Annotated in this window: 12 protein-coding genes and 2 tRNA genes; 5 read left to right on the top strand and 9 right to left on the bottom strand. The window is 66.2% G+C overall.

What is annotated here, in order from left to right; all coding sequences use genetic code 11:
• Nucleotides 1-34 precede the first annotated feature (34 nt).
• The 4 genes from H9639_RS07265 to H9639_RS07250 all read right to left on the bottom strand — a co-directional run bounded on the left by H9639_RS07265 (nucleotide 35) and on the right by H9639_RS07250 (nucleotide 3,074).
• Nucleotides 35-601, bottom strand: a complete 567-nt coding sequence (locus tag H9639_RS07265) for a type 1 glutamine amidotransferase domain-containing protein (protein WP_191807466.1) — start codon at nucleotides 599-601, stop codon at nucleotides 35-37.
• Between the two features lie 102 nt (nucleotides 602-703).
• Nucleotides 704-2,668: an AAA family ATPase gene (locus H9639_RS07260; protein ID WP_191807465.1), complete on the bottom strand. Its 1,965-nt coding sequence runs from the start codon at nucleotides 2,666-2,668 to the stop codon at nucleotides 704-706.
• 189 nt (nucleotides 2,669-2,857) lie between these two features.
• A tRNA-Met gene (locus H9639_RS07255) sits at nucleotides 2,858-2,931 on the bottom strand.
• A gap of 71 nt (nucleotides 2,932-3,002) precedes the next feature.
• Nucleotides 3,003-3,074: transfer RNA gene (locus tag H9639_RS07250), tRNA-Thr, on the bottom strand.
• Between the two features lie 237 nt (nucleotides 3,075-3,311).
• Between H9639_RS07250 and H9639_RS07245 the strand changes: the two genes are divergently transcribed.
• Both H9639_RS07245 and H9639_RS07240 read left to right on the top strand, forming a co-directional pair.
• Nucleotides 3,312-4,673, top strand: a complete 1,362-nt coding sequence (locus tag H9639_RS07245; protein WP_191807464.1) for a protein kinase domain-containing protein — start codon at nucleotides 3,312-3,314, stop codon at nucleotides 4,671-4,673.
• Between the two features lie 65 nt (nucleotides 4,674-4,738).
• Nucleotides 4,739-4,999 (top strand): PLDc N-terminal domain-containing protein, encoded by a 261-nt coding sequence (locus H9639_RS07240; RefSeq protein WP_191807463.1) that lies wholly within the window; start codon nucleotides 4,739-4,741, stop codon nucleotides 4,997-4,999.
• Between the two features lie 115 nt (nucleotides 5,000-5,114).
• Here H9639_RS07240 and H9639_RS07235 read toward each other — a convergent pair whose 3' ends face one another.
• The 3 genes from H9639_RS07235 to H9639_RS07225 all read right to left on the bottom strand — a co-directional run bounded on the left by H9639_RS07235 (nucleotide 5,115) and on the right by H9639_RS07225 (nucleotide 9,355).
• On the bottom strand, nucleotides 5,115-7,013 hold the full coding sequence (locus tag H9639_RS07235; RefSeq protein WP_318242019.1) for a DEAD/DEAH box helicase: 1,899 nt from the start codon (nucleotides 7,011-7,013) through the stop codon (nucleotides 5,115-5,117).
• Between the two features lie 391 nt (nucleotides 7,014-7,404).
• On the bottom strand, nucleotides 7,405-8,058 hold the full coding sequence (locus H9639_RS07230) for an MOSC domain-containing protein (RefSeq protein WP_191807462.1): 654 nt from the start codon (nucleotides 8,056-8,058) through the stop codon (nucleotides 7,405-7,407).
• Between the two features lie 10 nt (nucleotides 8,059-8,068).
• Nucleotides 8,069-9,355 carry a glycosyltransferase 87 family protein gene (locus H9639_RS07225; protein WP_191807461.1) on the bottom strand — a complete coding sequence of 429 codons (1,287 nt, stop codon included), beginning with the start codon at nucleotides 9,353-9,355 and terminating at the stop codon, nucleotides 8,069-8,071.
• Between the two features lie 247 nt (nucleotides 9,356-9,602).
• Here H9639_RS07225 and H9639_RS07220 point away from each other — a divergent pair, with 247 nt between their 5' ends.
• Nucleotides 9,603-10,013, top strand: a complete 411-nt coding sequence (locus tag H9639_RS07220; protein ID WP_191807460.1) for a hypothetical protein — start codon at nucleotides 9,603-9,605, stop codon at nucleotides 10,011-10,013.
• Between the two features lie 5 nt (nucleotides 10,014-10,018).
• Here the strand turns inward: H9639_RS07220 and H9639_RS07215 are convergent, their stop codons facing one another.
• Together H9639_RS07215 and H9639_RS07210 are read right to left on the bottom strand one after the other, a co-directional pair.
• On the bottom strand, nucleotides 10,019-11,167 hold the full coding sequence (locus H9639_RS07215) for a cystathionine gamma-synthase (protein ID WP_191807459.1): 1,149 nt from the start codon (nucleotides 11,165-11,167) through the stop codon (nucleotides 10,019-10,021).
• Nucleotides 11,168-11,217: 50 nt separating this feature from the next.
• Nucleotides 11,218-12,597 (bottom strand): cystathionine beta-synthase, encoded by a 1,380-nt coding sequence (locus H9639_RS07210; RefSeq protein WP_191807458.1) that lies wholly within the window; start codon nucleotides 12,595-12,597, stop codon nucleotides 11,218-11,220.
• A 145-nt stretch (nucleotides 12,598-12,742) separates the two neighbouring features.
• On the opposite strand from H9639_RS07210, the gene H9639_RS07205 reads away from it, so the two are divergent.
• The gene (locus H9639_RS07205) at nucleotides 12,743-13,771 is read left to right on the top strand and encodes a DNA-3-methyladenine glycosylase family protein (RefSeq protein WP_191807457.1); all 1,029 of its coding nucleotides are present in this window, start codon (nucleotides 12,743-12,745) and stop codon (nucleotides 13,769-13,771) included.
• A 237-nt stretch (nucleotides 13,772-14,008) separates the two neighbouring features.
• Nucleotides 14,009-14,350, top strand: a complete 342-nt coding sequence (gene uraH / locus H9639_RS07200; protein WP_191807456.1) for a hydroxyisourate hydrolase — start codon at nucleotides 14,009-14,011, stop codon at nucleotides 14,348-14,350.
• Nucleotides 14,351-14,586: the final 236 nt, after the last annotated feature.

Below are 14,586 nucleotides of genomic sequence, written 5' to 3'. Positions count from 1 at the left end.
GTGCGGCAGCCGGGGCGGTACAGGGGCGGGGACGCTAGGCGTGCTGGCCGGCGTGCTGGCCTTCGGAAATCTCCTCGACCACCTTGTCATTGAAGGCGGGGAGATCATCGGGGGTGCGGCTGGTGACCAGACCCTGGTCCACAACTACTTCCTCGTCGGTCCAGTTCGCTCCCGCGTTGCGCAGGTCGGTAGCCAGGGTGTGGAAGGACGTCAGGTCCCGGCCCTTCACCACGCCCGCGTCGATCAGCAGCCACGGTCCATGGCAGATCGCCGCGACAGGCTTTCCCGCTGCAAAGAAGTCACGTGCGAACCGGCGGGCGTCTTCGTTCACCCGCAGATAGTCGGCATTAATCACGCCACCCGGAAGCACCAGCGCGTCGAAGTCCGCTGCATTGGCCTTGGCAACGTCCAGGTCAACGGTGAACGTATCTGCCTTGTCCACGCCGTTGAAACCCTGAAGGGTGCCACTGGCCGGCGAGACGAGCACGGGTTCGCCGCCCGCATCCTTCACCGCGTCCCAGGGGCTGGTAAGTTCAATCTGCTCCACGCCGTCCGTGAGCAGGAAAGCGACCTTCTTGCCGGAAATATCATGAGCTGACATTGTGCCTCCGTTCGTGGGTCTGGCGGTCCGGTCTGAACCACCGCTGATTCCTACCCTAGGAAAAAGAGGCAATACTAAGCAAGCTGACGAACTAACCTTTTGCTACAGCCCTCCGGCAACGGCGGCGGCGGCCTTCAGCCAGGCCCGCTGAGTAGCCGGCCGCAGCGACGCGTAGCGGATCTGCCCCTTGACCAGCGCCGGATCGTAGGGAATGGTGACCGCTGCGCGGGCCAGCACCTTGAACGCCTCGGCGACCCTCCGGGCCTGGGCTTCGGTACCGTTACGGTCCGCCTGGGACACAATAACGACGGCGCCGCGCGCCAGCTCGGCGGAGCGCCCACCGCGCTCCTGGAGGGCTTCAAGCAGGAGGGCACCGGCCTCGGCGTGCTCTTCGACGGTGGTCGTGGCGATCACCAGCTGATCGGTGTGATCGATCATCCGCAGCCACCGCTCGGCGCTTTCATCATTGCCTGAATCCACAATGTTCAACCGGAAATATTTCGAGGCCACTTCGTGCAGGACATCGAAGTCTGCCCGGGTGACCTTCTGCTCGGAGGCCAGGACATTCGGATTGGACCGGAGGACATCATATTTATCGTCGGTCTGGTGGTGCACAAACCGCGCGAGCATCGCAGACTGGGCCTCGGGTGAGAGCAGCAGCCCGGTTTCCGGGAGCAGGTCCATGACCGTGGAATCATGCTGCGCCTGTTCCGTGCGCCAGCCCAGGGTTCCGCGGGTCTCGTTGTTATCCCACGCCAGAACCGGCCCGCCGCCGTTGCGCGCAAACAGCGCGGCAAGCATCACCGTGGTTGGCGTCTTGTTGGCCCCGCCCTTGCCGTTCACCACGGAGATGGTCCGCGGGCCCGGCCAGTGCTGGCTGACCATCCGGATATCCCGCCGTTCGGCGAGCTCCTTTGCAGAGGGGGCAATCCGCAGGCCCATGGAGGCCAGGAATCCGCGGAAACCACGCGCTGCAGGTATCTTGGCTGTCCCCGTATCCAGGAAGGTTGCCCGGCGGACGTCGTTCGGTTCGCCGCGGACGGCGAGGCGGGTGCGTTCGCGCAGGTCCGACGGCATCTCCGCAGGGACCGGAGGCAGAGCCGGAACACCAGTCATGCTGCGCCCGGAACCTGCCTCGGTGGGAGCTTCACCGCCCTTTGCCGGGGGTTCGCCGCCCTCTGCCGGGGCCTCGACACCATGTACCGGGGTTTCGGCACCGGCTACGGGGGCGCCGCCGTCCAGCGTAGTGTCATCGCCGGACCCTGCGTCCAGCCGCAGGCCTTCGCCGGACGGTGGATTCTCAATCAGCGGGAGTTCGCCGGAGGTCAGTGGCGGATCGGCCGGCGGCTGAGGAAGCACGGCGGGAAAAGCGGATGCCGGGAGATCGCTGAGCAGCGGGATCCGGGACATCCCTGCCGTTGCCGGTTCCGGGCCATCCCAGATGTTGGTGCGTGTTTCGGGTGCGGGCACCTGGTCCTGCTCCCCCGGCTGTTGCCCCGAATCCTGTTCGGTCAGCGGTTCCCCGCCGGAAGTCTGCGCGGAGTCGGTATCTTCCGCAGGGGTGTGGTGCTCGGTAGAGATGTTCGTATCGCTTTCAGTTGTCCTTGATGCGCTGCCTGCCACGGCCCTTCCGGCACCGGCCTGCGCTGCCTGGGAGCCGGGCTCCGTCTCCCCGCGGGTTTCCTGGACGACTGCCGGCGCCTGTGTCCATTCCCGCAATTCGCGGAGAGGTTCCGCTTCCGCTGGCTCCAGGATTACCCGGCTACGCCGTCCGGTTGCGGCCGGCAGTGCAGCAGCTGCGCCGTCCTCGTCCCCGGTTGTAGTGTCGGGGGCGCCGTCCCGGGCTGAGCTGTCGTGTGCCGTACTGTCCGGGGCAGTCCTCCCGCCGGCATGGCCGGCCGGGATAGTTTCGGGCCTCTCCGCAGCGTTGGCGGCCGCCGCGTCAGTTCGCGTCCCGTCTTCGCCCGGCGCCTGATCTTCGGTCTGTGCGGCTAAACGAGCTGCCCGCCGGCCGCGCCGGGTGAGCAGGTTCTCCGGATGCTCCGGGTCGGGCAGGTTTTCAGTCATCGGGTCTGCATCTTTCGTTCCGTGCTCGGTGCGATTGATCGGGACGGCGTGCTCTTCTCCCAAGCGATCCTACAAGCCGTCCTGCCTGCTGCGGGTCCCCTGGCCATCTGTCCGGACCGTGTTGCGGCAGCTCACACCAGGCTCAACAAACAAAATGACCCTCGGAGATATACTCCGAGGGTCAATCTGTAGCGGTGGGGAGGCTCGATCTCCCGACCTCACGATTATGAGTCGTGCGCTCTAACCAACTGAGCTACACCGCCATAAATGAGTGAAGTCCGCATACCTGGCCCTTGCGAACAACAGGCTTGGAAACGCGGACTCTCCCATTGAGAGCCCCGACCGGGAATCGATCCCGGGACCTCCATCTTACCAAGATGGCGCTCTACCACTGAGCTATCGGGGCATCGCCCCCTACCGGGGCAACGACATAAAACTCTACCAGCACTTTCTCCGCATCACGAAATCGATTCGGGCCAAACCGCCACATTGTGACTGACAACACTGAATTCGCAGGTCAGCGGCCTGTCCTGGCAGATGAAGCGTGGTGCGGGACATAAACTCCAGAGCGGGAAACAACTGGGTTTCCTGCCCGCGGCTTCCCTGCCGGACGGATGAGAATCACACAGGAGCGTGTTCGCGGATGCCGAGGCAAATGAAGCCCGGGACGGTGGTCGGCGGCAGATACCGGCTGGAGGAACAAATCGGCTCCGGTTCCATGGGCGTGGTGCACCGCGCCGTCGACGAACTGCTGGACCGCGACGTCGCCGTCAAACTGATCGCATCGCTGGCCCGGACCGAGGAGGAGCGCCGGCGCAACGAAGCCGAAGCGAAGGTCCTGGCCCGCCTGAGCCATCACAGCCTGATTACCCTGTTCGATGCCGGAACAGAAGTCTCCCCTTCCGGCACTTCGATCGTCTGGCTGGCCATGGAGCTGGTGCAGGGCTCGGACCTCAGCCGGCGGCTCTCCCAGGGGACGCTGCCCCCGCGCCAGGTGGCGAATCTGGGATACGACCTCGCCATCGGTCTGGACTATATGCATCAGGGCGGCATCGTGCACCGCGATATCAAGCCCGCCAATATCCTCCTGTTCGACTACCGGGCTGACGAAACCAGGCTGCGGGCCAAGCTCACCGACTTCGGCGTCGCCCAGATGGCAGGCGACCCGCGCCCACAAGCCGATGAGTTCACCGGCACCGCGGGGTTCATGAGTCCGGAACAGGTGCGGTCCGAAGCAGTGGGTCCGCCCAGCGACGTGTATTCGCTGGGCCTGGTGTTGCTGCGGTGCCTCACCGGCGCGCGCGCCTTCCCCGGAATAGCCGTCGAAAGTGCCCTGGCGAGATTGTTCCGGGGTCCGGAGATTCCGGAATCGCTCGGCCCAGGCTGGGTGGCGCTCCTTCGCGCGATGACCGCACTGGACCCGGCGGAACGGCCCACCGCCCACGAGGTGTCCGAAGCCATGCCGGGCCTCGCCGCAGCCGGCCGGGGACGGCGCAGCGCCGAAACCGCAGAGGATACCGAACGCGCCCGCGCCGTGGACGAACTGGATGTGGCCGGGTGGGTGCGGGACCCGGTGCTGGACCGGCTGACGGCGCTGACCGCACGGGTGCTCAACGTCCCCGTGGCGGCAGTCTCCATCGTGGGCGCGGAACGGGTCTGGACCGTCTCCGGCAGCGGTACAAACCGCGGCTCGGCGAAACTCGCGGATTCCCTGTGCCCGGTCACCGTGCGGCAGAACGCACCGTTCATTGTGGATGATGTGAAGAAGGACCCGCGGACCGCTGCCAATCCCCTGGTAGCCGCTTCGCCCGGGTTCGGATTTTATGCCGGCGTGCCGCTGCACAACGCCGATGGCCTGGCCATCGGCACCCTGTGCATCATGGACCGGCAGTCCCGCAGTTTCACCGGCGAGCAGGAAACCACCCTCAGGGACCTGGCTGCATTGGCACAGGATGTCCTGCACCTGCGCCACGGCCCTGCCGGGCCAGCCGGCCCGGTGGCCTGAGCACGGCCTCCGCTGGGTATGCCAGACTGGTGCCCACCAGTTGAATCCAGCGAAAGGCTCAGACGATGGAAGGCACCAATCCGGTTCTTCCCACCGGTCACGAGGCCCTGATGATATTTCTAGGCGTGGCCTACGCGCTCCTGGCGGTGGCCGCCGTCGTTTCCCTCTCACGCCAAAAGCACCTCGAGCCGGCGGTGAAGCTGCTGTGCCTGCTGGGAATCCTCGGCTTCCCGCTCGCCGGCTCCCTGACCTGGTTCCTGTACCTTTGGCGTCAGCGCCGGGCAGTCAGCCGGCAGGCACGCAGTGCCCCAGCCAGCAGCCGCTGAGCCAGTAGAGACAGGACCGACCGCTAACGGCAGGGCTGAGCCACCAACGACAGGAAGGGCGCACCCCGCGGGGTGCGCCCTTCTTGTTATCAGGCACTATGCGTGCCGGTTCTGGTTAGTCGCGGAAACGCGGCTTGCGGGCACCGGCGCCGGCCGGCTTGCTGAAGCTGCGGTCGCCGTCGAACTTCTTCTTGTACGGGCGGTCGGAGCCGCGGTCACCGAAGGACCGCTCGCCGTCACGCTTCTTGAAATCCTTCTTGTAACCACGGTCGGCGCGGTCGCTGGAGCCGCCTTCACGGGCGGGACGGCGTCCGTTGTCCAGTTCCAGGTGAATCAGCTCGCCGCCGATCCGGGTGCGGGACAGGGCACGCAGCTGGTCCTTGGACAGATCTGCAGGCAGTTCCACCAGGGTGTGGTCGGCGCGGATGTCGATGCCGCCGATCTGCGCGGAGGACAGGCCGCCCTCGTTGGCGATGGCGCCGACAATCGAACCGGGCATTACGCGCTGGCGGCGGCCGACGGCGATGCGGTACGTTGCGTTGCCTTCGGTCAGCGGGCGCGTCGGGCCGCGGGAACCGAAGCCGTCGTTCCGGCCTTCGGAGCGCTCCCGCTGGCGGGCCGGTGCCTGCGGAATTTCTTCCATCAGCAGCGGGCGGCCGGCCTGGGCCATAACAACCAGGGCTGCGGCGACTTCCTCGGCAGGAACGTCGTGCTCCGCGATGTACTTGGTGACCAGTTCGCGGAAGACCGAGAGGTCTTCAGACTTCATGGTCTCCGTGATGCGGTCGGAGAACTTGGCCAGACGCTTGGCGTTGACAACGTCAATGCCGGGCAGCTGCATGTGCTCAACGGGCTGGCGGGTGGCCTTCTCGATGGCGCGCAGCAGGTACTTCTCGCGCGGGGTCATGAACAGGATCGCGTCACCGCTGCGGCCTGCACGGCCGGTGCGGCCGATGCGGTGCACGTAGGACTCGGTGTCGTGCGGGATGTCGTAGTTGAAGACGTGGCTGATGCGCTCGACGTCCAGGCCGCGGGCGGCGACGTCGGTGGCGACCAGGATGTCGATCTTGCCGTCGCGCAGTGCCTCGACAGTGCGCTCACGCTGCTGCTGCGGGATGTCACCGTTAATGGCGGCAGCCTTGTAGCCGCGGGACTTCAGCTTGTCGGCGAGGTCCTCGGTGGCCATCTTGGTGCGGACGAAGGCGATGACGCCGTCAAAGTCCTCGGTCTCGAGGATGCGGGACATGGCATCGAGCTTGTGCGGGCCCATGACCTGCACATAGCGCTGACGGGTGTTGACGCCGGTGGTGGTCTTGGACTTGACCGTGATTTCGGCGGGATTGTTCAGGTACTTCTTGGCGATCTTGCGGATCGCTCCCGGCATGGTGGCGGAGAAGAGGGCAACCTGCTTCTCATCCGGCGTGCTGGAGAGAATCTGCTCCACGTCTTCGGCGAAGCCCATGCGCAGCATCTCGTCGGCTTCATCCAGGACCAGGTACTGCAGGTTGGACAGGTCCAGCGAGCCCTTGGAGATGTGGTCAATGACGCGGCCCGGGGTACCGACAACAACCTGGGCACCGCGGCGCAGGCCAGCCAGCTGGGGACCGTACGGGGAACCGCCGTAGACGGGAAGGACGGTGAAGTCGTCCATGTGCGCGGCGTAGGAGGTGAAGGCCTCGGCTACCTGCAGGGCCAGCTCGCGGGTCGGAGCCAGGACCAAGATCTGGGTGTCCTTGGTGGGTCCGTTGACCTCGGCCAGCTCAGCCATGCGGGAGAGGGCAGGAACAGCGAACGCTGCGGTCTTGCCGGTACCGGTCTGGGCCAGGCCGACGACGTCGCGGCCTTCAAGCAGGACCGGAATGGTGGCTGCCTGGATCGGCGACGGCGTCTTGTAGCCGACGTCGGTCAGGGCAGCGAGGACGCGGGCATCAAGGTTGAAATCGGTGAACAAAACCTCGTTGGCTTCTTCAGCTTCAACGGGTGCTTCTACAGTGTCTTGGGCGTTCTCAGGCACGGGAAATATATCCTCATCAGTGGGGCCGGGCAGCCGGTCTTTGCGGCTGCGGGTACATAAGTCCGGGCACTGTTGCAATCCCAGGCAGGACTCTCCGTCACAGCTGTGGGCCGGTGTCACTGGATTGCGACTTCAGCTCGGTATGACGATTTCTTTGCCGGCGCTCCCAGGAGATGAATCTGCCCGCATGTGAAATGCGGGCCCCAACACAACGTATACCTGCAGGAACTTTGCCCGCAGGAAAAACAGGGAATACCGGAGTGGGGGACTCTTCAAGTGTACGGCATCCCGGCCCCAGGACCAGCCGGAAGTACCGTGAGGTCCGGCACAGGGCGGAGAATCCCCGGAATGACGGGGCTTGCCCCCTCCAGGCACGGCTCCCCGCTGGCCTTTACCCGGCGGCCGGGACCGCCGGCTTGCGTGCCAGCACCTTCCGGATCTCCGGTGAGAGATAGGCCCCCGCGGCACCGGCTTCCTGCAGCAGTTCCCGCTGCCGGGGTGTGGGGCCGGTAAATACGTCGGCGACGGTCACCCCATGTTCGGGCCGGTGGATGACGTTGATCGTGTCGCCTGCCTGAATGGTGCCGCGCTTGATCACCCGCAGGTAGGTTCCCAGCCGTCCAGCGGCCGCGAACCGGGCCACCCAGCGGGGCTGGTTCATGTACTGCGCGAAATTCCGGCAGGGCGTCCGCGGGCAGGTCACCTCCAGGACGACGCCGGCTCCGATCTGCCAGCGCTCCCCCACCACCGCACGGGAAGCGTCCAGCCCGGCGATCCGCAGGTTCTCACCGAACCGGCCCGGCGGCACGGCTTCCCCAAGTTCCGCTTCCCAGTACGCGGCGTCTTCCTGCGAATAGGCGTAGAGGGCCTTGGATTCACCGCCGTGGTGCTTGCGGTCCGCCTGCAGGTCTGCAGTCAGCCCCAGAGCATGCACCTGCACCGGGCCCTCGACGGCACGCTTATCAATGGCTGTCACACCCGTGGCGTCAGTGGTGGGCAGCAGTGCATGGAGCCGGCAGGCCGCCAGCAGGGTTCCGGTGCTCATGGGCATCAGTCTAGGACGGTTGGGTGAGGACCCGGTTCACGACATGCGTGGTGCGCCACCACCCCTTGGGCCGCCCCGGCCAAAGCAGCGTAAACCACCAGGCGAGCATCCCGGCTGCGCAGAACACCCCGGCGCTGGAGACCATCAGCCACAGCACGGGTTCCTGCGCATTCAGGTCCAGTGCACCAAAAGCCTGCGCCAGTGTTTTGGGAGAAAAGTAGAAGATGGTCACCGAGGCACAGAGCAGTACCCAGCCGGTGATCCGCAGACCCCGCCGGCCGGCGGGAAGGCCGAACACTCCGGCACCAAGGAGCGGGAGGAACACGGCCACCCACACCCAGTGGTGGGACCAGGAGACCGGCGAAATCAGCAGCATCAGCAGGGCCGCCGCGGCGAGTGCCAGCAGGTCCGATCCGTTCAGGACCGCCAGCCGGATAACGACGCCGGCGGCCGCAGCCGCTGCCAGGCTCAGCAGCAGCCAGTACGGCGTCACCTCGGCCTGCGGACCCATGAAGTGCAGCAGTGCTCCGCGGATGGAGAGGTTGTCCACGTACGCTCCTCCGCCGACCCGTGAGGTGTCCGGCAGTAGTTCTCCCCAGTAGATTTTGGACTCCCGCGGGAGAATCAGGAATCCCAGGCCGAAGGTGGCCAGGAAACCAAAGGCCATGTTCCGCAGTCCGCGCCAGTCGCCGCGGACCAGGTAATAGAAGGCGAACGCCAGCGGCGTCAGCTTGATGCCGGCGGCCACTCCGGTGAGCAGGCCGCGCGGCCAGCCCGGCCGGCGCTCCAGGAAGTCCAGTACCACCAGGGCAAACAGGAGAATGTTGATCTGCCCAAAGGCCAGGGTTTCCCGCCAGGGACCGAGTGCTGCCACCAGCCCGAAGGCCAGCACCGCTGCCGGGCGCAGCCAAAAATCACGAAGGACAGCCCGGGCACTGTGTTTGCCGCTGAAGTGGCTCACCAGCCACAACGCGGTCAGCGCCGTGAGCACCAGCGACATCCCGAAGAAAATATCCGCACCGGCCTTCGGTCCGAAGGGCGCAAAGAGCACAAACAGCAGGGCCGCTGCGGGCGGATAAGTGAACATCAAGCCCGGGTTGGCGCCGTTCGGCACACTCACCGAATACAGTTCCCCGCTGGCATCGATGACGCTCTGTCCGCCGGTCACGTAAACCGTGAAGTCCAGCCCGTCCCGCGGGGCCAGGTCCAGCGCCAGGAGCAGAAGGCCTGCGGCGGCCGCGCCCGCGCCGAGAACCAGAGCAGCAGCGGCCACCCGCGAACGCCAAAACCCGGCCATCGGCACTCCCTCCTGCACCGCCGCCGTCGGGCATGCGAGCGAGGGTCACTCTACCGGCGCGGACACGCCTGCACCGCTGATCCGACGCAAATTAACCGGGCCGCTCCCGGGATTCGCCTGCCTGCCGGGCCAGCCGTCCACTCCTGAGGCTGCGTGAGGTTACCGTTAGAACTGCGTAGAACCGGGCGGGATGCGCCGGCAGAACCTGTGCCGCGCAGCGGACCCGACGCTATATAAGGAGACCTACTTGAGCAGTTCCACAATGCCGATGCCCGGGAGCATGCGGCTCGCGTTCCTGGCGTGGCTGGTATCCGCCGTCGTTCTGGCCCTGGCCGGCGGCTCGTTTCTCTTCACGGCCCAGACCCAGCGGCAGGACAGCCAGGGGCTGCTGACCCTGGGGGTCCTCGGCGTCGCCCTGGGCGTGCTGACCGCGTTCTACGCGCTCCGGCTCCGCCATGGCAAGCGCAGCAGCCGGGAAACCCTGACCACGCTGGGCCTGATTGCCGGAGTTCCGCTGCTCTTCCGCGGCCCGTCCCTGATGGCCCTGGGTGTCCTGCTGCTGGCCTGCGCCGCGCTGCTGTGGCTGCCGTCGAGCGGCCGCTACTTCGCCGCCAGGGATCCAAAGGCCCCGAAGCGCCGGCTTACCGGCCGGCGCTGAGGTGCTTAGAGCTGGCCCAGCGCCTGCTCCAGGTCAGCGATGAGGTCTTCAAGGTCCTCAATACCGACCGAAAGCCGCAGCAGGTTCTCCGGTACGGCCAGCTCGGTGCCCTTGACCGAGGCGTGGGTCATTTCCGCCGGATAGTTCATCAGCGATTCCACTCCGCCCAGCGATTCGGCCAGGGTGAAGACCTTGGTGGACTCGGCCACCTTGCGGGCGGCTGCTTCACCACCCTTGAAGGACACGGAGACCATACCGCCGAAGTCCTTCATCTGGGCCTTGGCCAGGTCGTGTCCGGGGTGGTCTTTGAGCCCCGGGTACAGCACCGATTCCACGGCGGGCTGATCCAGCAGCCACGTGGCCACGGCCATGGCGTTGGCGGAATGGCGGTCCATCCGCACACCGAGCGTCTTCAAGCCGCGCGTGGTCAGCCAGGCTTCCATCGGCGCCGAAACCGCACCGACGGCGAACTGGATGAATCCGAGCTTCTCCGCGGCGGCGTCGTCGTTCAGGATCACCGCGCCGCCCACAGCGTCGGAGTGTCCGCCGATGTACTTGGTGGTGGAATGCACCACGATGTCGGCGCCGAGGGCCAGGGGCTGCTGCAGGTAGGGCGAGGCGAAGGTGTTGTCGACGACGAGCAGGGCGCCGGCGCTGTGCGCGGCCTCGGCGATGGCGGCGATGTCGGAAATCTTCATCATCGGGTTGGACGGCGTTTCAAGCCAGACCATTTTGGTGTTTCCGCCGGCGATCGCGGCCTGGAGCGCGGCGGAGTCGGACATGTCCACGGCAGCGTTGGTAATGCCCCAGGGTGAGAGGACCCGGTTGATCAGCCGGTAGGTGCCGCCATAGGCGTCGTTACCGAGGACGATGTGGTCTCCGGGAACCAGCAGGGCGCGGATCAGGGAATCCTCGGCAGCCAGTCCGGAGCTGAAGGAGAACGCGTGGCGTCCGCCCTCGAGGGCTGCCAGCTGTTCCTGCAGCGCGTCCCGGGTCGGGTTGGTGCCGCGGCCGTACTCGTACCCGTTCCGCAGCCCGCCGATCCCGTCCTGGGCATAGGTGGTGCTCTGGTAGAGCGCCGGGATCACGGCCCCGGTGGTGGGGTCCGGGGACTGCCCGGCGTGGATCGCCCGCGTGTTGAAGCCTGTGCTCATGATTTTCCTCCTGGTGCCGCTAACGGCGGTGTAGGTCGGGTGGGGCGGCGCTAGGCGCTGAGATAGGACAGCAGATCGTGGCGGGTGAGGATGCCGACGGGAGCTCCGTCCTGGGTCACCATCAGGGCATCGTTTTCCTGCAGCCGTTCCCTGGCGGCGGCCACGGATTCCCCGGCGCCGATCAGCGGCAGCTTCTCCCCCAGGTGCGCGCTGATGGGGTCGGTGGGCTTGGCCTCCCCGCGGAACAGTTTTTCGGTCAGGGAACGCTCATCCACGGAACCGGCAACTTCGCCCAGGACCACCGGCGGTTCCTGGGACAGCACCGGGAGGTAGGAGACTCCGTACTCATTGAGGATCCCAATGGCGTCCAGCACGCTCTCACCCGGATGGGTGTGGACCAGATCCGGCAGGCCGCCGGTCTTGGTGGCCAGCACATCGCGGACCGAAGCTTCCTCTTCGTTCCCGGCAAGGAAGCCGTAGGACTTCATCCAGGTGTCATTGAAGATCTTGCCCATGTAGCCGCGGCCGCTGTCCGGCAGCAGGACGACGACGACGTCGTCCGGTCCCAGGTCCTTTGCAGCCTGCAGCGCGGCCACCACTGCCATGCCGGAGGAACCGCCCACCAGCAGGCCTTCTTCCCGGGCAAGCCGGCGGGTCATGGCGAAGGACGCGGCGTCGTTGACGGCAATGACCTCGTCCGGAACCGACGGATCATAGTTGCCCGGCCACATGTCCTCTCCGACGCCCTCCACGAAGTACGGACGGCCGGTGCCGCCGGAGTACACCGAGCCTTCGGGGTCCGCGGCGATGACCTTGACCGGACCGGTGGGACGGTCAGCGGAGACTTCCTTCAGGTAGCGGCCGGTTCCGGTGATGGTCCCGCCGGTGCCCGCTCCGGCCACGAAGTGGGTGACCTGTCCATCGGTGTCCTTCCAGATTTCCGGGCCGGTGGATTCGTAGTGGCTGGCCGGTGCTGCCGGGTTGGAGAACTGGTCCGGCTTGTAGGCGCCCTCGATTTCGCGGACCAGCCGGTCGGAGACACCGTAGTAGGAATCGGGGCTGTCCGGGGCGACCGAGGTGGGGGTGACCACCACTTCGGCGCCGTAGGCCCGGAGCACGTCGCGCTTTTCCACGCCCACCTTGTCCGGGGTCACGAAGATGCATTTGTAGCCCTTTTGCTGGGCAACCAGGGCCAGGCCGACGCCGGTGTTGCCGCTGGTCGGTTCGATCACGGTTCCGCCGGGCTTGAGTTTGCCCTCTGCTTCCGCGGCTTCAATCATCCGGACTGCGATCCGGTCCTTGATGGACCCCCCGGGGTTGAGGTACTCCAGTTTCACCAGCACCGTGGCCGCGATGCCTTCGGTGACGTGGTGGAGTTTCACCAGCGGGGTGTTGCCGATCAGGTCCAGGACAGTGTTGGCATACTTCATGGGCTCCACGTTACTGGCTAAGCCTGCCCGGATCAGGTGGCGCTGAACACGGCGTAGTAAACGAACTGCCGCTTGGCGTGCAGACATCCCGCCGCCGGTTGCCGGGGAACAGAAAAGCGGTTCCAGACCGTGCGAGCATGGTTGCATGTCCTCCGGTACCGCAGCTGCCTCGGCAGGCCGAAGGGGCCCCGTCCCTTTCCGGCCCGGAGCGGCCCCTGTCTCCGGTCCGGCTAAAGCCCTGAGCGCAGAGTATGAGTTCTCCCGCCCGCTGGACCTCGCCGGCACCCTGCGTGTGGTGGCCCACGGCCGCGGCGACCCGACCGTCCGCATCTCGGCGGGCGAGGCCTGGCTGGCGTTCCGGATGCCAACCGGTCCGGTGACACTGCGGCTGGCGCAGCAGCCTGGCCCCCTGCTCGCCGGTGCCCGCGTGGCGGCGCAGGCCTGGGGTCCGGGCGCGGCCGAGGCGCTGGAAACAGTTCCCGCGCTGCTGGGGGAATTCGATGACTGGAGCGGGTTCGACGAGCCAGGGTTCCTGGCTACCCTGCCGCACGGGCTGCAGGACGCACGACGGCGGCACCCCGGTATCAGGCTGCCCAGCACCGGGCGGATCATCGAGTCGCTGGTCCCGGTGGTGCTGGAACAGAAGGTAACCATCATGGAGGCCACGCATGCCTGGCGGTATCTGGTTCAGCGCTTTGGCACCCCTGCTCCGGGACCGGCGCCTGCGGGCCTGATGATTGCGCCTGATGCCGCGGGCTGGCGCAGGATTCCCAGCTGGGACTGGCACCGCGCCGGCGTCGACTCCTCCCGTTCCCGGACCGTGCTGCGCGCGTGTTCCGCGGCCTCGGGATTGGAACGCCTGGCAGCGCAGCCGCTGGGCCCGGAGGTGTCCGCGAAGCTGCAGTCCCTTCCCGGCATCGGTCCGTGGAGTGCCGCCGAGATCCTGCAGCGCACGCACGGCTCCCCCGATGACGTGTCAGTTGGAGACTTTCACCTCGCGGCGTATGTGGGAGCCGCCCTCACCGGGCAGCGGACCGACGACGCCGGGATGCTGGAGCTGCTCGAACCGTGGCGCGGGCACCGTCAGCGGGTAGTACGGCTGATTATGCTGACAGGTTTCCGCAAACAGGCCTACGGCCCGAAGCTCTCCCCTCAGGACCACCGGCGGCATTAACGCCCACGCAGTTCACAGAATTGACACGTCCAAGGGCATAGGTTTCACTATTACACACAATGGAATCTTAATTCCGCCTTGTGAAAGTTTATGGAACCGGTGGCCAGGACTTCCTTCGCAACCCCGGAAACCCCACAGGGCAGCAACACTGCTCCGCGGCTTCAATGAGGCCAGCCGCATCACTGAGCAGCAGCTGCACCACACCACAGTCCACTGGTTGGAAGGAACACTCTCCCAATGACAACCTCATACATCACCACGCACGTCCTGGACACGGCAGCCGGGAAACCGGCAGCCGGGGTACCCGTCCGTCTGAGTTCCCTGCAGGACGACACCTGGACGCATCTGGCCGACGGTCAAACGGATGCCGACGGACGCGTCAAGAACCTCGGACCGGAAGCGCTGCCCTCCGGCACCTACCGCCTCGAGTTCACCACTGCGGACTACTTCGCCCGGCACAAAACGCCGTCGTTCTTTCCCGAAGTCCTGCTCACCTTCAGTGTCGACAGCGGCCAGGCCCACTACCACGTCCCGCTGCTGCTGAGCCCGTACTCCTTTTCCAGTTACCGGGGCAGCTAAACCGCCCGCGCAGCGCCCACGCGCCGCACTGCGGATGCGCCGCTGCAGGTCCGGACAGATCCGGCTCCGGCGGCCCTGCCACAACCTTTAGTCTTTCTGCTCTTTAACTCTTTATCGATGAAACGAGGCTGCGATGGCTGCAGGCGAAGACATGTCCCCCATCCTCAGCGGGCTGACCAGCCAGCTGCCGGACCGTGACCCGGAAGAAACCGCGGAATGGATTGAATCCCTTGACG

Origin of the sequence: Arthrobacter gallicola (assembly GCF_014836775.1) — a bacterium.
Classification (GTDB): domain Bacteria; phylum Actinomycetota; class Actinomycetes; order Actinomycetales; family Micrococcaceae; genus Arthrobacter_B; species Arthrobacter_B gallicola.
The sequence above is the reverse complement of the archived record's forward strand: the minus strand, read 5'-3'. Positions and strand labels throughout refer to the sequence as shown.